General features: G+C 61.7%; 16 protein-coding genes. 6 read left to right on the top strand and 10 right to left on the bottom strand.

Features of this window, described 5'->3' with window-relative positions; translation table 11 throughout:
- Positions 1-117 precede the first annotated feature (117 nt).
- Positions 118-846 (bottom strand): bifunctional 2-polyprenyl-6-hydroxyphenol methylase/3-demethylubiquinol 3-O-methyltransferase UbiG, encoded by a 729-nt coding sequence (locus LOC54_RS08120; protein WP_279313322.1) that lies wholly within the window; start codon positions 844-846, stop codon positions 118-120.
- A 44-nt stretch (positions 847-890) separates the two neighbouring features.
- On the opposite strand from LOC54_RS08120, the gene gloB reads away from it, so the two are divergent.
- Complete coding sequence (gloB, locus tag LOC54_RS08125; RefSeq protein ID WP_279313323.1) at positions 891-1,616, top strand: hydroxyacylglutathione hydrolase; 726 nt, start codon at positions 891-893, stop codon at positions 1,614-1,616.
- An 18-nt stretch (positions 1,617-1,634) separates the two neighbouring features.
- Here gloB and LOC54_RS08130 read toward each other — a convergent pair whose 3' ends face one another.
- From LOC54_RS08130 to LOC54_RS08145, 4 genes are all read right to left on the bottom strand, one after another.
- Positions 1,635-2,777, bottom strand: coding sequence for an OmpA family protein (locus LOC54_RS08130; RefSeq protein WP_279313324.1), 1,143 nt, complete (start codon positions 2,775-2,777; stop codon positions 1,635-1,637).
- A gap of 234 nt (positions 2,778-3,011) precedes the next feature.
- On the bottom strand, positions 3,012-3,353 hold the full coding sequence (locus LOC54_RS08135; protein ID WP_279313325.1) for a DUF1491 family protein: 342 nt from the start codon (positions 3,351-3,353) through the stop codon (positions 3,012-3,014).
- On the bottom strand, positions 3,346-5,202 hold the full coding sequence (locus LOC54_RS08140; RefSeq protein ID WP_279313326.1) for a S41 family peptidase: 1,857 nt from the start codon (positions 5,200-5,202) through the stop codon (positions 3,346-3,348). The genes LOC54_RS08135 and LOC54_RS08140 overlap by 8 nt, the downstream gene beginning before the upstream one ends.
- Positions 5,203-5,213: 11 nt before the next feature.
- A complete protein-coding gene (locus tag LOC54_RS08145; protein WP_279313336.1) occupies positions 5,214-6,578 on the bottom strand; it encodes a ribonuclease catalytic domain-containing protein in 1,365 nt (454 codons plus the stop codon).
- Between LOC54_RS08145 and LOC54_RS08150 the strand changes: the two genes are divergently transcribed.
- Positions 6,537-6,704: a hypothetical protein gene (locus LOC54_RS08150; protein ID WP_279313327.1), complete on the top strand. Its 168-nt coding sequence runs from the start codon at positions 6,537-6,539 to the stop codon at positions 6,702-6,704. The genes LOC54_RS08145 and LOC54_RS08150 overlap by 42 nt on opposite strands.
- Positions 6,705-6,766: 62 nt before the next feature.
- Here the strand turns inward: LOC54_RS08150 and topA are convergent, their stop codons facing one another.
- From topA to LOC54_RS08175, 5 genes are all read right to left on the bottom strand, one after another.
- Complete coding sequence (gene topA / locus LOC54_RS08155; protein ID WP_279313328.1) at positions 6,767-9,457, bottom strand: type I DNA topoisomerase; 2,691 nt, start codon at positions 9,455-9,457, stop codon at positions 6,767-6,769.
- A 78-nt stretch (positions 9,458-9,535) separates the two neighbouring features.
- Complete coding sequence (dprA, locus tag LOC54_RS08160) at positions 9,536-10,627, bottom strand: DNA-processing protein DprA (RefSeq protein WP_279313329.1); 1,092 nt, start codon at positions 10,625-10,627, stop codon at positions 9,536-9,538.
- The gene (plsY, locus tag LOC54_RS08165) at positions 10,624-11,259 is read right to left on the bottom strand and encodes a glycerol-3-phosphate 1-O-acyltransferase PlsY (protein WP_408740324.1); all 636 of its coding nucleotides are present in this window, start codon (positions 11,257-11,259) and stop codon (positions 10,624-10,626) included. The genes dprA and plsY overlap by 4 nt, the downstream gene beginning before the upstream one ends.
- Complete coding sequence (locus LOC54_RS08170; RefSeq protein WP_279313330.1) at positions 11,256-12,545, bottom strand: dihydroorotase; 1,290 nt, start codon at positions 12,543-12,545, stop codon at positions 11,256-11,258. Before LOC54_RS08170 ends, plsY begins: the two co-directional genes overlap by 4 nt.
- A gap of 18 nt (positions 12,546-12,563) precedes the next feature.
- Positions 12,564-13,577, bottom strand: a complete 1,014-nt coding sequence (locus LOC54_RS08175) for an aspartate carbamoyltransferase catalytic subunit (protein WP_279313331.1) — start codon at positions 13,575-13,577, stop codon at positions 12,564-12,566.
- 192 nt (positions 13,578-13,769) lie between these two features.
- Between LOC54_RS08175 and deoR the strand changes: the two genes are divergently transcribed.
- From deoR to LOC54_RS08195, 4 genes are all read left to right on the top strand, one after another.
- Complete coding sequence (deoR, locus tag LOC54_RS08180; protein WP_279313332.1) at positions 13,770-14,525, top strand: DNA-binding transcriptional repressor DeoR; 756 nt, start codon at positions 13,770-13,772, stop codon at positions 14,523-14,525.
- Positions 14,526-14,846: 321 nt separating this feature from the next.
- Positions 14,847-15,119, top strand: a complete 273-nt coding sequence (locus LOC54_RS08185) for a flagellar biosynthetic protein FliQ (RefSeq protein ID WP_279313333.1) — start codon at positions 14,847-14,849, stop codon at positions 15,117-15,119.
- A 126-nt stretch (positions 15,120-15,245) separates the two neighbouring features.
- Entirely contained in the window at positions 15,246-15,863 is a 618-nt protein-coding gene (locus LOC54_RS08190) for a flagellar biosynthetic protein FliR (RefSeq protein WP_279313334.1), read from the top strand.
- Positions 15,864-15,875: 12 nt separating this feature from the next.
- Entirely contained in the window at positions 15,876-16,667 is a 792-nt protein-coding gene (locus LOC54_RS08195) for an EscU/YscU/HrcU family type III secretion system export apparatus switch protein (protein WP_279313335.1), read from the top strand.
- Positions 16,668-16,747 lie beyond the last annotated feature (80 nt).

Here is a 16,747-nt window from a genome sequence, read left to right on the forward strand (position 1 = left end):
CAAACTCAAATCTACTTTCCTCGCAGCCGTGCAGTTCGCCTCAATCATCATACTGCTTAACTGACGACACGCCGTAGGATTCTCTCCCTCCGGCCGGATCAGACTGCCCCCGATACATTAATCGCGTCTTAACACCGGGTCAGGCCGCTTACGGCGGCGGACATGACGCGCAGCCTCCTTCAGTCTGCTGCCTGCCGGGACAGCCGGCAGACCGCTCCACATATCCTTCACCGCCTCAGCCACCAGAAGACCTCCTGCCCTCGGCAGAGAAAAACGCTCAACGAATCCGGCTGCTCTTCCTCGGTAGAGAGGAGGAAACGGTGGCAGCGTGAGTGCCTTTTCCCTGCGTTCAGGATGAAACAATCCGCGCGTCAGAAGTTCCGTAAGCTGCCTGCCGGAATAGGAGCGACCGCGACCGAAGGGTGTCGTGTCGCTCCAGGCCCATGCTCCCCTGCGCGCCGGCACTGCGATCAGCAGCCGCCCGTCATCACGCAGAAGCTGCCAGGCATTTCTCAGAAGCCTGTCCGGGGAGGCGGCCGTCTCCAGAGCGTGAATCAGAATGATCCTGTCAAAGGACAGATCCTGAAAAGGAAGAGACTGTGCGTCGGCAATACAGCCACCCGCACCGGCACCATCTCCCGGGGCAAGGCATTCGGGAAAGCAGGCACTGACGGAAACATATGGTTCCGGAAATACCAGAAAGGGTGCACAATACCCGACACACAGCAGGCTCTGCCCCCTGAGATCAGGCCAGAACCGGCGCAGGCGCGCATTGATCACCCGGGCCACGTTCTGCCCGAATTCCGTGTGGTAAAATCCCGACGGCAGACGGCTTTCGGTGCTCACGACGCGAAGCTCTCCTCACCCCGATCCAGGGAGAACAAGACAGGATGTCCGTTTCCATACAACCGGTCCCGGCTCTGAATGACAATTATGTCTGGCTTCTCAGGGAAGATTCAACCGGCAGACTCGCGGTTATCGATCCCGGAGAAGCCGATCCCGTCCGGAAAGCCGTCAATGCTGCAGGCGGGGCGCTCGATCTGATCATTCTTACGCATCATCATTCCGATCACACAGGCGGCGCCGATGAACTGCGCCGCGAATTCGGAGCCCGCCTGATCGGCCCGGCAGATGAGGGCTCGCGCATGCCCCGGCTGGATATGGCCGTCCGTGAATCCGACAGTTTCCCGTTCGGAGACGCCACATTCCGGGTTCTCTCCACACCCGGACATACGAACGGTGCTGTCTCATATGTCCTTGATTCGCCGTCAGCGCTGTTCTGCGGCGATACGCTGTTCTCTCTCGGCTGCGGACGGCTGTTTGAGGGAACGCCCGAGGATATGTTCCGCAGCCTCGCGAAGTTCCGTGATCTGCCGGATGACACTCTGGTCTGCTGCGGACATGAATACACACTGTCCAATGCCCGCTTCGCCCGCCATGCGGACCCGCAGAACGCAGCTCTTGAAAAGAGAGAGGAAGACGTTCAGGCACTCTTCAGGGCGGGCAGACCGACAGTCCCCTCCACCCTGGGGAGCGAGCGCGCCTGCAACCCGTTCCTTCGCGCTCCGGATGCAGCGACGCTGGGCAGGCTGAGACGGGAGAAAGACAGCTTCTGAGGAGCAGAAATGCTCCGCTTATTTCATGACGATCTCAACGCGACGGTTCTGAGGTTCACGCGCATTCGGTCCCGTCGGGACCAGCGGGTGCTCCTCTCCGAAGCCGACGACATCGATGGCGGGGCCGGGCACACCGTCACGCACCAGTTCTGCCTTGACCACCTGAGCGCGGCGCACTGACAGGTCCTGATTGTATTTTTTCCCGCGCGCACCCGGATGAGCTGCGGAATTATCGCTGTATCCCTGCACCTCTATGTGGGTCGTTTTCGCGCTGGTCGAGGCCCGGGCGGCTTCAGATATGATCGCACGGGCCCGGCTGCTGAGATCTGTCTTATCCCAGTCGAAGAATACGATATAACTGCGATCCACTGCCGGTGTGGGAACGGCAGTCACAGGCGGCTCCGGCGGCATCGGCGGGGGAGCAGGATTGAATTCGTAGCGCAGCCCGACCATCAGGGAATGGTTGAAATCGGTAATGGTGTTACGATTACCGGTGGCGTAGCTGTATTCCTTGGGCATGTTATGCCCGCCGATCGTTCCCCACGCTTCCGAGCCATGGCCCTGCGGTCCGAGCATCGTCCAGAAGCGGTATTCCGTCGTGAAGGAAAGCCCGACAGCCTTCGGAATCGGGAAGGAAAGGCCGAAAATACCCTGATAGGTAAACGCCCCGTAGGTGCCCCCCACATGCTGGCTGAGCATATTTCCCGGAGCGGTGATGGTCGTGTTCATCGCCGTCCATCCGTAGCCTACGCCGGCTCCGAAATACGGGAAGATGTAAGGACTGCCGACATCCATGTCGAACATGGCATTGGCCATGACGCCATAGGTCTGACGCCGGCCGTCGCCACGGTTATCGGGAAGGCTGTTGGAGACGAGACGCTTATAGCCCAAGTTGCGGTAATTTCCCTCAACCTCGACGCGAAAGCCGTTCCCCAGTCCCCAGCCCACGGCACCGAGACCGGTGACACCGGTTTTCCAGCGATCCCGGCCGTCGGGGAACATCGGGCTGGAACGAACCCTCTGATCCTGATTGAAGGACGCACCGCCTGCCCCGGAAATATAAAGCCCCTGAACCGGCTGGGCATGGGCGACGGACGCGGCAAACAGGCCGGAAAGCGAGCACAGCACTGTGCCTGAGAGAAACCCGAAACGCAGCCTCATACCTGTCTCCCTGCATCGCCCCTGAAATACCGGCCCGGACGATAGAGGCCGTTCGTTCCCGACGTCTGTCTTCTTCAAGGCTTCTGTTTTGCCGAAACCGGCCTCCGGCGCAAGGGATGCCGGGAAATCAGCCCGATACCCCGCACCCTTCCGCAGACCGTGTGACCGGAGAAACACGCCCTGCATGACAGATTCCGGATATCCCGGGCTTAAACCCCGGGGCCGGAGAAAGTTTCACAGCAATCTGCCTCCCGAAGGCGGGCTGAAATCGGTCGTCTCGGTCTCCAGCACCCACAGATCCGGATCCTGCCGCACCCGTCTGTCGACACAGGCTGCGGCGGCTTCTTCGTCCACGGGCTGCTCTCCGCTGACACGCATCCAGGCAGGCACCCCTTCAGCGTCACGCGTCTCACTGATCACCATCACGCGACCATCCCGATGGCGCAGAACCAGCACCAGACTGCCCGCGTCCTCATCCCCCCGTCGCAGCCGCATGGCAGAGAGACCCTGCTGCGCGGCCGTCCGGAGAATGGCAGATGCCCGAAGCCCTGCCTTCAGCCGCGATGACTCACTCATAATCCGATCTCACTGCCGAGGATTCAGGAACAAGGGCTATGGCCGCCTTGTAGAGACTCTGGCTTTCGAGGATCTCCCGCGCCACCTCCAGATCGGTATCGCTGCCAGCCGCCGCCGGACAGTTCTTCCGCAGATCCAGAATACGCGGCACCGGGACGGGATAACGCAACTGCCGCAGAATTCCCGCAGCCTGCAGAATCTCTCCGTCCTTTTTCCCGGCCAGGCCATCCAGTTCGCGCCTGGTCTCCAGCAGACCAAGACTCGTGCAGACCTGCGGCATGACGCCCAGACCCTGCAGAGGCCAGCCCAGAGGAGCCAGCACACGGCTCCAGGTAACAAAAAGCTCCCCGCCGTCGGGCATCTGCGCGACTGTCTGCACCAGTCCTTTCCCGAGCGTAGCACTTCCGATCACAACAGCGCGATGATGATCCGACAGTGCCGCCGCGAGGATTTCCGCTGAACTCGCTGTCCGGCCATCGACCAGAATCGCAACCGGCACCCCACTCGTCATATCGCCGCCACGCACGGCCCAGACGTGATTTGCCTGAGGATCGCGTCCCTTCGTCACGACGGCAACACCCCGATCCAGAAGGAGCGACGCCGCGGTCACGGCCTGCTGCAGCACGCCGCCACGGTTTCCGCGCAGATCCAGAATCAGCCCCTTCAGATGCCCGTCTTCCATGGCCTGATCGAGATACTGACTCATCTCATCCGCCGTGCTGGCGGAAAACCCGGTCATCCGCAGGATCACCAGAGGACCGGTCGTAAAGGCAAAGACGGTCTCGGGCGGAACGACAGAGCGCCGGAGCACGATCTGCCGCCCGCGCCTGTCCGGTTCGGGGGAAACCCGCAATGTCACCTGAGAACCGGCATCACCCTCAAGCCAGCCCGACACCTCTTCTGCCGTGTGCCCTGCCGTAGACCGGTCGCCCACAGAGACAAGATATTCACCCACATCCACACCCGCGGGCCAGGCCGGACCATTGGCGTTGACTGCTGAAATCATGACTGGTGAGGCCACGCTTTTTCTGTCCGAGGCACCCCGGTGCCGACGCCTGACATGGCTTGCGGCCGGGGCGTCCTGCAGCGTCAGGCCGACATCGGCAACGTCTCCCGAACGCTCTTCCCTGTCCGATTTTGCATCGGATGCGGAAATATAGCGCGAATACGGATCGAGATGATTGAACAGCTCTCCGAAAAAACTTTCGCGCAGTCCGGCATGTCCGGCGGCACGGATCGTCTCGGAATGCTCCCAGGCGGCCGCACAGAAACCGGCCGCAACATCGGCCCAGGCGTGGCCATCGGACGCTGCCGGGACCGGACGGATGAGAATCGGCTGTCCTTTCTCAGACAGGATCAGTCCGGTGGCATCCATCCGCACGGTCAGAGCAGGGTCCAGCGCAGAAATGCCGCCCAGCCCCCAGACAACCAGCTGCCGCGGCGTATAGACCTCAAGCGTGCGCGGCTCCAGAAATTCGAGAGCCATGGAAATGACGGAGCGGGTCATGGCCGTATCCGCCCGCTCTGCCTGAAAAGACGGCTCCGCCGTATCAGGCCTGCCCGGAGCAGGCGGTGGCGGGGACGCATCTGCCGGAGCGGCCGGAGAAACCGATGGCTGCGCCGGTCTGCCTTCCATAGCCTGCTGACCCGTATCCGTGCTTCCGGAAGAAGCCGATGATCTGTCAGGGGATCCGACAGCGGCAGGCGGTGCGGTCTCCGCCGCAGAAGTCCTGTGGGGGAACGTTACCGTGGCAAGAACAGCCGCAAGCAGCAGAATCCGGAGCCGGACGGAAACCGTCTCGCGCCTGCAGCAGGAGAGCACAGGTCCGGCTCCGGCCGGACGTGACATGAAGCATGTGCTCATTCCGGAATCAGATGAAATTCCGGAGGAAATACCTGCCCGCACGTCTCGGTCGGCCGGACACGGACAGAAGTCCCGGCTCTCGGGAAACCGTTTTTCCGTCTGTTCTGCTCATGAGATATTTCTGCTGCCGGGAGAACCTGGTCGGACACAGGAGGCCGGGGCTGAGGATGGTCGTCTGTCAGACTATACAACGCTGCCCCCTGGTCCGGTGGCCTGAACGTCTCTCTCTCGCTCATCTTTGCGCCCGTTACAATGGGGGGCACCGTGCAGTATCCGGTCAGGCCGCAGGACAGCAGCATCACTTCTGCCTGATTTCTGCCTGATTCCAGTATGATCGCCTCATGCTGTATATTTTCACGCAGCAGGAATGCGCCCGCTGCCCGGCTGATCACCTCTCTTACAGCGGTGGCAGCGTGCCGCTCAGCCCGGATCAGTCTCTGTGCAAGAGCAGCATCCGGTTTTCCCGCCTTCTGTCCCGTGAGGCTTCTGTGCGCGAGAAGATCGGCATACCGCCGGATCGGACTTGTCACCTGTGTGTAGACAGGCAGAGCAAGCCCGGCATGTGATCCCGAGGTCATACTGTATTCAGCCGGACGCAGTATTTTCCACAGAGCATGCCCCGCAACCGGAGAGGACTGCGCCATCCTCCTCACCTCGCGCAGCAGTTCCCGCCGGTCCAGCCTGTGTGACAGGGCACGGGGTGCATCCGGACAGACCGCACGAAACAGCCGCCGCAGTTGTGCAAGTGGCGGAGGGGCATGGCACCGGAACATTACGTCATCCGCACATCTGTCGGCCAGGCTAGCGCCGGCCATACGTCCGGCCTCCACCATAAACAGCTCGATCATTCTGCGGGCAGAGGTTCTGGGTCTGGCAACAATTTCCGCCACGTCCCCTGCTGCATTCAGACGCAGCCCCGGCTCGGGCAGAGCCAGATCCATGATGACACGACGCTCTGCCTGTCGCTCCAGTAGGGCCGCCAGCTCCGTCATCTCTTCCGGGACACACCCGGAATCGGCCTCCTCGTAAGTGACTCTTGCAACACTGCGGATGACGGCCCGCCTGACTGCAAATCCGGTGCAGAGACCATCAGCAGCGTAACTCAGGGAAAAAACCAGGCAGGACCGGTCCTCCCCGGGAAGCAGAGAGCACAGATTCCCGGACAGGCGCTCCGGCAGCATGGGCAGGGTCAGACCGGGAAAATAAACCGAATTTCCTCTCAGCCGCGCTTCCATATCGAGCGCTGAGCCGGGCGTGACACAGGACGCGACATCAGCCACGGCCACACGCAGCAGCCAGCCTTCCGGCAGGCGGCTGACATGCACCGCATCGTCGAGATCACACGCCTCCGGATCATCGATCGTACGGAAGGGGGCATGCCGGAGATCCTCACCGCCCTCGGAAAGGACATCCGCAGCCGTAACCGGCCTCAGATCTTCCGCCTCCTGCAGAACCTGATCGGGAAAGTCCGTCCGGAAACCACCTGAGGCAACGCTATACGCTACAATCTCATGCAGATTCCCGCCGGACAGACTCAGGCAGCCTCCGGTTATTCCGATGCTGCCTTCTTTTTCGGAGCAGCCTTCTTTGCTTTCGGCTTAGCCTCTGATGCAGGGGCCTTTTTCGCTGCAGCCTTAGCCCGGGGCTTTTTCGGCGTTTCATCGCCTTCTGCCGCAGCTTTTTTCGCTGTCGTCTTCCTGGTCGTGGTTTTTTTCGCTCCGCCACGCGGCTTCAGCGACTTGCCCTTTTCAGCCAGAAGCGTCAGCGCCTCGTCCAGCGTCACCTCACCCATGTCGCTGCCGCGAGGCAGCGTCGCTACCACCTGCCCGTGCTGCACATAAGGCCCGAAACGCCCCTTGCGCACCACCACCGGCTCGCTGTCCTTCGGATGCGCCCCCAGTGTCCGGATGGACGCCAGCTTTTTCGCCAGCACGTCAACCGCCCGGTTCAGCCCGACGGTGAGGATATCGTCATCCTTGTCGAGCGACCCGTAAACCGCACCCATCTTCACATAAGGTCCGAACCGGCCGAGACTTGCCTGAATCGGCTCGCCGGTTTCAGGATGCAGCCCGACAAGGCGCGGCAGGGACAGGAGCCCTACAGCCTGATCGAGCGTGATCGTCTCGCCCGTCATACCGCGCGGGAGGGATGCCCGCTTCGGCTTCGCTTTCTTATCTTCCGGGTCCGGCTCACCCTGCTGGACATAAAGCCCCCAGGGACCGCGCCGCAGCGTGATCTCCTCCCCCGTCTCCGGATGGGATCCGAGCACGCGCGGGCCGTCCTTGAGATCCTCGGCACCATCGGCTTCTCCGCCCTCAACGGCAAGACGGCGTGTGTACTGACATTCGGGATAGTTCGAACATCCGATAAACGCGCCAAACTTGCCAAGCTTGAGCCCGAGTCGCCCCGTGCCGCAGGCCGTGCAGTGCCGCGGATCGCTGCCATCGACAGGAACCGGGAAGAAATGCGGCCCGAGATCGCGATCAAGCGCATCGATCACATCGGTGATCGTCAGGTCCTTTGTCTGCGAGACAGCCGCGGAGAACGCCTCCCAGAAGGCACGCATCACCTCACGCCATTCGACACGCCCGCCGGAGATATCGTCGAGCTGCTCCTCCAGAGCTGCCGTGAACTGCGTATCCACGTACTGCTCGAAGAACGAGACGAGGAATGCTGTCACCAGCCGCCCGCGATCCTCCGGGATGAAGCGCCTGCTCTCCAGCCGGACATAGCTGCGGTCGCGCAGAACCGTCAGAATCGAGGCATAGGTGGACGGACGACCGATCCCGATCTCCTCCATCTTCCGCACCAGCGATGCCTCGGTATAGCGCGGCGGAGGCTGCGTGAAATGCTGCTCGGTCCCGGCCTCTCGGATCTTCAGAGGATCACGCTCCGCCATCGGCGGCAGCATCCGGTCCTCATCATCGGCAGCCTTGTCGGATTCGTCACGTCCTTCGCTGTACAGCTTCAGGAAACCGTCAAAGGAGATGATGGAGCCATTTGCCCGCAGAATCGTCTTTCCTGCCTGGTCCCCGATATCGACCGCCACCTGATCCAGCTCGGCCGACTGCATCTGACACGCGACCGTACGCTTCCAGATCAGCTCGTACAGTTTCCGCTGGTCATCAGAGAGGTGCCGCCCGACAGAGGCAGGCGTGAGGCCGACATCCGTCGGGCGGATCGCCTCATGCGCCTCCTGGGCGTTCTTGGCTTTCGACGTATAGACACGCGGACGATCCGGCAGATAGGCCGGGCCGAATTCCTTGCCGATATGCCCCCGGATGGCCGTTACGGCCTCTGCCGCCATCGTCACACCATCGGTTCGCATATAGGTGATCAGACCTGTGGTCTCTCCGCCCAGATCAATTCCTTCATACAGCTGCTGCGCCGTCCGCATCGTCACCTGTGCGCTCATTCCCAGCTTGCGGGAGGCTTCCTGCTGCAGCGTTGAGGTAATGAATGGCGCCGATGGATTGCGCCGGGTCTTGCGGCGCTCAACAGAGCGCACCGCAAGGGAGGCCGCCTCGACCGTCGCTTTTGCGGCGGTGGCCTGTTCTTCCGTCGCGAGATCAAACTGATCGAGCTTCTTCCCGTCCAGATGCGTCAGCCGCGCGGTAAACGGTGCACCGGAAGGTGTCGTAAGCCCGGCCGTGACCGTCCAGTACTCGCGGGAACGGAAGACCTCAATCTCCGCCTCTCTCTCGCAGACCAGACGCAGCGCCACGGACTGCACACGCCCCGCGCTGCGCGAGCCGGGCAGCTTGCGCCACAGCACCGGAGAGAGCGTAAAGCCCACAAGATAATCCAGGGCGCGGCGGGCCAGATAGGCATCGATCAGCGGATGGTCGAGGTCACGCGGCTGCGCCATGGCCGTTCTGATCGCGCTCCTGGTGATCTCGTTGAAGGTCACACGACGGACCTCCACGCCCTTCAGCGCGTTCTGCTGCTCCAGCATGGCACGGACATGCCAGGAAATCGCCTCCCCTTCCCGATCCGGGTCAGTTGCGAGATAGAGCGTGCGGGCTCCCTTGAGTGCCTTGGCGATGGCAGCAACCTGCTTGCGGCCGCGCTCATCTGACGCCCAGTCCATTTTGAAATCTTCATCGGGACGGACCGAGCCGTCTTTCGGCGGGAGATCGCGCACATGACCGAACGAGGCCAGAACGGTGTAGCCATCACCAAGATACTTGTTGATCGTCTTCGCCTTGGCGGGCGACTCAACCACGACGACGTCAGTCATACGCACTCCGGGCCGGACTTCCTCCGGCATCTGCTTCACCATTCCCAGGTCGCGCGATCTGCGCAGCCCCGACCCGGATCAGGGATCCGGAGCGCGAACGGCACGGCCACCCGGAAGGATGTACGCCCGCCCCGCAAGCTCCAGTTCCGTCAGCACACACAATACGACCGAAACGGAGAAGTGGCAGCGGCGTGCCAGATCGTCAACCGCAACCGGAGTGAAAGAGAGAAGTGGCAGCACTGTGTCACGAACATGGTCAGGAAAGGACCAGCTGTCATTCCATGCCGCCACCGGTTCGGAAAATCCGGTATTACGGGACCGGCGGGGCAGAAAAGACAGAATATCCTCTGTCGTCTCCGTCAGTACGGACCCTTTTTTCAGCAGGCCGTTACTGCCCGTATTCCGGGGATCCAGCGGAGAACCCGGAACAGCAAACACCATACGGCTGTAACGATCGGCAAGATCGGCGGTGATCAGACTGCCTGAACGTACTGCCGCCTCAATCACGACGCATCCGAGGCTCAGACCTGCGATCAGACGGTTGCGACGGGGAAAATGCCGTGCCTGCGGCTGCGTGCCGAACGGGGCCTCCGTCACGAGGACGCCTTTCTCCGCGATTTCCGCCTGCAAAGCCGCATGATCCGGCGGGTAGACCACATCGAGCCCGCCCGCGATGGCGGCGGCCGTCCGGCCACAGAACAGCGCCCCGCGATGCGCCGCACCATCAATCCCCCGCGCCAGACCGGACACCACGACCAACTCCGCATCCGCAAGCCCGGTCGCAAGGCTCTCCGCGATCCTCATCCCGGCAGCTGATGCATTCCGCGCCCCGACAATGGCTACGCCATCCTGTGCAAGCAGCGACACATTTCCCAGAACGCTGATGACCGGAGGCGAATCCGGAATTTCCGCCAGGAGCGGTGGATATTCCGGATCACGCAGGGTGAGTATCCGCCCGCCCAGCGCCTCCACGGCCGCGATCTCACCCTCCGTCTCCGCAAGGGACGGCACCCGCAGAGATGTCTTACGGCCACCTCGCCGCGCAAATTCCGGAACAGCCTCCAGCGCCGTCTCTGCCGATCCCGTGTGCGCCATCAGACGCCGCCATGTGACCGGCCCGACATTTTCCGTTCTCGCCAGACGCAGAAGGGCAGGAAGCTCCGTCCTCACGCGCCGATCTTCGGTTCCGTGCCGCTCAGTATCCTGGAAATGTTCCCGTGATGCCTCGCCAGAATCAGCAGGGAGATCAGGCAGGCCGCCAGCGGCTTTGCCGAACTCGCGAAGGAAAATCCGTTCAGCGCCAGGGTCGCGACCGGCATGACCAGAAAGGCCAGTAACGCTCCTGCGGAAGAGATTCTCGTGACTTTCGCACCGGCAAGCCACGTCATGCAGCCGACAAGTCCCGCCAGCGGCGAAAGTGCCAGCATCGCGCCAAGGCCGGTGGCAACGCCCTTACCGCCACGAAATCCCAGCCATACCGGGTAACAGTGCCCGATCACCGCCGCGACCGCCGCCACGGCCATTCCTCTGTCAGCAACCTCCGGCGGGCAGAAAATCCAGCCGGTCAGAACCGCCAGAACGCCCTTGAACGCATCAAGCCCGAGCGTCGCGGCTGCCAGATCCTTCCGGCCCGTCCGCAACACGTTGGTCGCGCCGATATTCCCCGAACCGATCCTGCGGAGATCGCCCTGCCCGCCCAGTGTGGTCAGAAGCAGGCCGAACGGAATACTGCCGAACAGATAGGAAATGAAAACAACGGCGATCAGCAGCTTCCAGGCATATTCCGGCACATGAAAGATCATGGCGCGTCTCCGAAAACCCGCACACCGGCTTTCCAGGTGCCAAGCACCTTCCCTTCCACGGCCCGCCCGTCAAACGGCGTGTTATGCGCCTGTCCCGGCAGATCCTTCGCGATGATCTGCCAGATCCGGTCCGGCGCAAACAGGCAGAGATCCGCCAGCGCTCCGGTCGCAAGTGTTCCTGCCGCACTCCTGAGCAGCCGGGCCGGACGGCTGGTCATCAGGGCCAGCGCGTCGGACAGACCCAGCGTGCCGTCATGCACGCGCGCCAGCGTTATCGCCAGCAGGGTCGCAAGGCCGGTGCCTCCGGCCGCCGCCTGCGCGAAAGGCAGCCGCTTGTCATCCGCATCGCGCGGCGTGTGATCCGAGGCAATGGCATCGATCGTTCCGTCCGCAAGCCCGGCACAGACTGCCTGCCGGTCCGCTTCAGGCCGTAGCGGGGGAGACAGCTTGGACCAGGTCCGGAAATTCCCGATGGCGGTCTCGTTCAGATCGAAATAGGGCGGCGCGGTATCGCAGGTCACATTCAGACCACGCGCCTTTGCCTGGCGGATCAGCTCCACGCCCTCCGCAGTCGACACATGGCCGAAATGCAGCCGCCCCTTCGTCAGTTCGGCCAGACGTATATCCCGCGCGATCATGATCGCCTCCGCCGCCGTCGGAATACCGGGAAGCCCCAGACGTACCGCCAGCTCTCCGTCCGTCGCACAGCCGGCTCCGGCCAGAGACGGCTCCTCAGGATGCTGCACGACCATCGCATCGAACGCCCGGGCATAGGTGAGCGCCTGCCGCATCAGCCGTGCCGGTCCGACCGCCTTTGCTCCGTCGGTAAAAGCCACGGCTCCGGCCTCGGCCAGAAGGCCGATCTCGGCCAGTTCCTCCCCCCGGCACCCCTTGGTCAGGGCACCATAAGGCAGGAGCGACACCGTATCGGCAGCCTGCCCGCGGGAACACAGCAGACGGACCATCGCCGGATCGTCAATCGCGGGCGTACCCGTCGGCAGGACCGCCACGCTTGTCACACCTCCGGCAAAAGCCGCGCGGGATGCGGAGCTGACGGTCTCCCGGTATTCGTGGCCCGGCTCCCCGATCTCAACGCGCATATCCACGAGGCCGGGACAGAGCACCGCTCCGCCTCCGTCAATCACGGCCGCGGCTTCAGGAGCCCCTTCCGCCCCTGCCCGGTCACGCCCGGCAATACGCCCGTCCTTCACCAGCAGCCGCCCCGGTTCATCCAGGCCGGAGGCCGGATCGATCAGGCGGACATTCTCAAAAAGAAGTGTGGTCATTGCTGAATGTCCCGGCTCTCAATTCTGTCCCGCGCGGATCAGACGGTCGATCACGGCCATACGCACGGCCACGCCCATCTCCACCTGTTCCTGGATCGCGCTCTGATCCGAATCCGCCACCCGGCTGTCGATCTCCACGCCCCGGTTCATCGGCCCGGGATGCATGACGAGCGCGCCCGGCTTTGCCAGGGCAAGCCTGCGCCTGTCGAGACCGAAAAAGCGGAAAAACTCCCGCATGCTGGGGATCTGTCCGCTGGCCATCCGCTCTTTCTGCAGACGCAGCATCATCACGACGTCAGCGTCCCTCAGACCTTCTTCCATCGAGTGAAAGACCTCAACGCCCAGCGCCGAAATTGCCCCGGGAACCAGCGTCGGAGGTCCGATTACCCGCACGCGCGCGCCCACGGATGTCAGGAGGTGGATGTTCGAGCGGGCCACCCGCGAGTGAGAAACATCTCCGCATATCGCAACCGTCAGACCGCCGATCTGCCCGAAATGCCGCCGGATCGTCAGTGCATCCAGTAAGGCCTGAGTCGGATGTTCATGCGTGCCGTCCCCTGCATTGATCACGCAGGCATCAACCTTCCGGGCCAGAAGCGCCGGGGCACCCGACTGCGAATGACGGATCACGAGGAGGTCGGCCCGCATGGCGTTGAGGGTCGCCGCCGTGTCGAGCAGGGTTTCACCCTTGTTCACGGAAGACTGGGCCACGGACATGTTCACCACATCCGCCCCGAGCCGCTTTCCCGCCAGTTCGAAAGAGGTCCGGGTCCGCGTGCTGTCCTCAAAAAACAGATTGATCAGCGTGCGGCCACGCAGCAGATCCCGCGGCGTTTTGCGCGACCGGTTCATCAGCACATACGATTCGGCAAGATCGAGAATCGGCTCGATCCGCGAGGGATGCAGCCCCTGAATTCCCAGGAGATGGCGGGAGGACGGCACAAACGCGCGGCTCTCATCGCTTCCGTTGCCATAGGTCTGGCCGGATGTCTGACTGGCGGAATGAGTGAGGGAAGAGCTGGATTCAGTCATGGAAACGGCTCCGGCCGCAGGTCCTGAAAGGGGTCGGGCGGAAAATCGCGGCTGTCATGGGGCGTCTGCATATCATGCGTCCCCATGCACGGCTATGCCCCCGATCCGGTGTACGGCCCCGCTTCGCGGACAGGGACTCCGTGGGGTAAACTGCCTCCTCTCAGACGAGAGACAGACATCCCGGGGAATAAAATGGAAAAACGCAGAACTGCCCGGCTCAGCAGGATACGACAGGCGCTGGTTGATCATAAAGCCGTGCACCTCAAGGAAATGGCGGCCGATCTCGGCGTCTCGGAAATGACACTTCGCCGCGATCTCGGAGAGGTCGAGGAGGAGGTGATCGTCCTTGGCGGCTATATCACCAGCCGCTACGAAACCCCGCCCTACTACGTGGCGGAGCAGTCCGGCCAGCAGATGGAGGAAAAGCGCAAGATCGCGCAGATTGCAGCCAGCTTCGTGCGTGAGGGAGATACCGTATTTCTCGATTGCGGCACCACGACTCCGTTCGTCGCCGATGCAATCCCCGATGACATGCACTTCACCGCCATCTGCAACTCCCTGAACGTGCTTCTCGCCCTGCAGCGCAAACCGGAATGCACGGTCATTCTCTGCGGTGGCCGTCTGCACCGCCGTAATCTCGTCTTCGAGAATCCGGCCGAGGTCAGCGTGCTGCAGGGCCTGCGAATCTCAAGAGCCTTTCTTTCCGCTGCGGGGATCGACACATTCTGCGGCGTAACCTGCTTCAACACCGAAGAGGTGCCCGTCAAACGCCAGGTCCTCGCACGGGCGCAGAAGCGCTTTCTTCTGGCAGATCACACAAAATTCGACGTGGTGCGCCCGGCACATTTTGCAGATTTGTCAGATTTTCACACGATCATCACAAATCGCCCCCTGCCTGAGGCCTACAGGAGCATGATCGAGGATAAGGGAGGAGAAATCCTTATCTGACAGAATATCGGGGAATTTCCGGGATTTTTTCCGGGAGCGGCGGAAGGACCCAAAGGACCTGCTGACCGCCCCCGGAAGGGCGCTCCGGGTTTCATCCCGGATGCTGTTCTTGTTTGTGACTATAATAACAAATCTTGTTAGAGTTCAATCGCCCGGGAATGGTTTTTTTCTGCGTTCACAAAAACGTGAAAACAGACCTCTCTACGCATCTGTCCGCTCATCCCCTGTCATCCGTATATTTCTGCGGAAGACCATTACAAATTTACGCTTCGTTCATTTCTTCCGGGAATAAATCAGGAAAGTTTTCCCGGACACCTCTTAATGAATCCACCTGATATCGCCGCCCTGCTGCGGGAAACTCTTCTGGTCGCGGTCAAGACCGGAGCCCCGGCGCTTGCCGCCGCTCTGGCAGCCGGTCTTTGTGCCTCCATCTTTCAGTCTGTCACGCAGATCAACGAAAGTACACTGGCTTTCCTGCCCAAATTCGCAGCCGCAATGCTCGCATTGTTTCTGGCTGGCTCCTTTATGTACGCCTCGCTCTTTACCTACACACGGCATATTTTCGACGCCGTCATTGCCGCCGGGCTTACATGAACACGGATCCTCTTGAGGCATTCGTCGCGCAGCTGCCACAGAACGCCTTCGCGCTGATCGCCATCCTGTGCCGCGTCTCCGCCGTCACCATGCAGATCCCCGGATTTGGCAGCCAGAGTGCCGGGTATGATCCGGGCGGGTCTCGCCCTGACGATCACCGTCCTGCTTTTTCCTGTCGTTTCAGGGAGTTTTACCTCTCTGCCACGCGACGATGTCCTTCGCCCGGCCTTCGTTCTCACCGTTCTGTGCGGGGAGATCATCTGCGGCCTGCTGATCGGCTGGCTCACCCAGCTCGTCTGTCTGGCCATGCCCGTTGCCATGCAGATTCTGGCAACACTGACCGGACTGTCATCCGTTCTTCAGCCCGATCCTGACCTGGGCGCGCAAAGCACGGCCCCGATTCTGTATGCCCGCCCGCTGCTTACAATGACGCACAGATTCGCGGTCTTCCCGCCGGGACATCTTCTTCCAGCCGGAGATGTCGCGGCAGCCGTCACGCATTTCACATCCGCGTCCTTCACACTCGCCTTTCAGCTTGCAACACCATTTGTTCTGATCGGAACATTATGGCCTGCCTTTCTGGGACTCCTGAATCGTTTCTCTCCGTCCATTCAGGTCTATTCCATCGCCATGCCCGCGCAGCTTCTGGGCGACGTACTTCTGCTGGCCCTGTTCATCCGTACGATGATCGCTTCCTGGAACAGCGGAGCCTCAGACCTGCTGTCCGGCCTGCCCGGTTTCTGACGGAGAACCCGTATGGCTGAGGGAGAAGACCGCACGGAAGCCCCGACGGGCCGAAAGCTTGAGGAGGCGCGAAAAGAAGGCAATATCGCGCAGTCGAAAGAACTTCATCTTCTTTCCGGACTCGTCTGCGCAGCGCTTTGCCTGACCATGACATTCCCGCATGCGGCTTCGGATTTCGTCCGGAAAATGGGGGCATTCATTTCCGACAGCGGCACTGTCGACACGGCTTCCGCCGGGATTCCCGCCCTTTTCCATCTGGGCACGACCAGCTTCATTGCCCTTGCCCTCCCGGTCCTTGCCGCCGCGGCCGCCGGAAGCCTTGCCACCTCTCTGCTTCAGTCAGGCTTCCTGATCAGACCTGAAGCGCTCATTCCGAATTTTGGCAAACTCAATCCGCTGAAAGGCGTAAAGCGGATTTTCGGCGCCAACAACCTCGTCGAGGCCATTAAATCTATTGGTAAACTCGTCTGCTTCTGCATCCCGCTCTACGGCATCATCCACCTGACACTGACCAAGGCCGAGGATGCTACGGTCTGGCGCCCCGAGCGCCTGGCCACGGAACTCTTCTCGTTCTCACTTCACGCCATATGGGCCGTGCTTATCGTCCAGACTCTCTTTGTCGTGCTGGATGAAGCCTGGACGCGCTACCACCGCATGCAGGGACTGCGCATGAGCCGACATGACATCAAGGAGGAAACAAAGCAGTCCGACAGCGATCCCCATGTCAAGGCACGGCAGAAACAGATCAGACTGCGCAACTCGCGTAAACGTCTGCGTGAAGCGGTCAGTAATACCAACCGTTGATTGCTACGTCGTGTCGTCAGTTAAGCAGTATGATGATTGAGGCGAACTGCACGGCTGCGAGGAAAGTAGATTTGAGTTTG

Source organism: Acetobacter sp. AN02 (genome assembly GCF_029759835.1).
GTDB lineage: Bacteria > Pseudomonadota > Alphaproteobacteria > Acetobacterales > Acetobacteraceae > Acetobacter.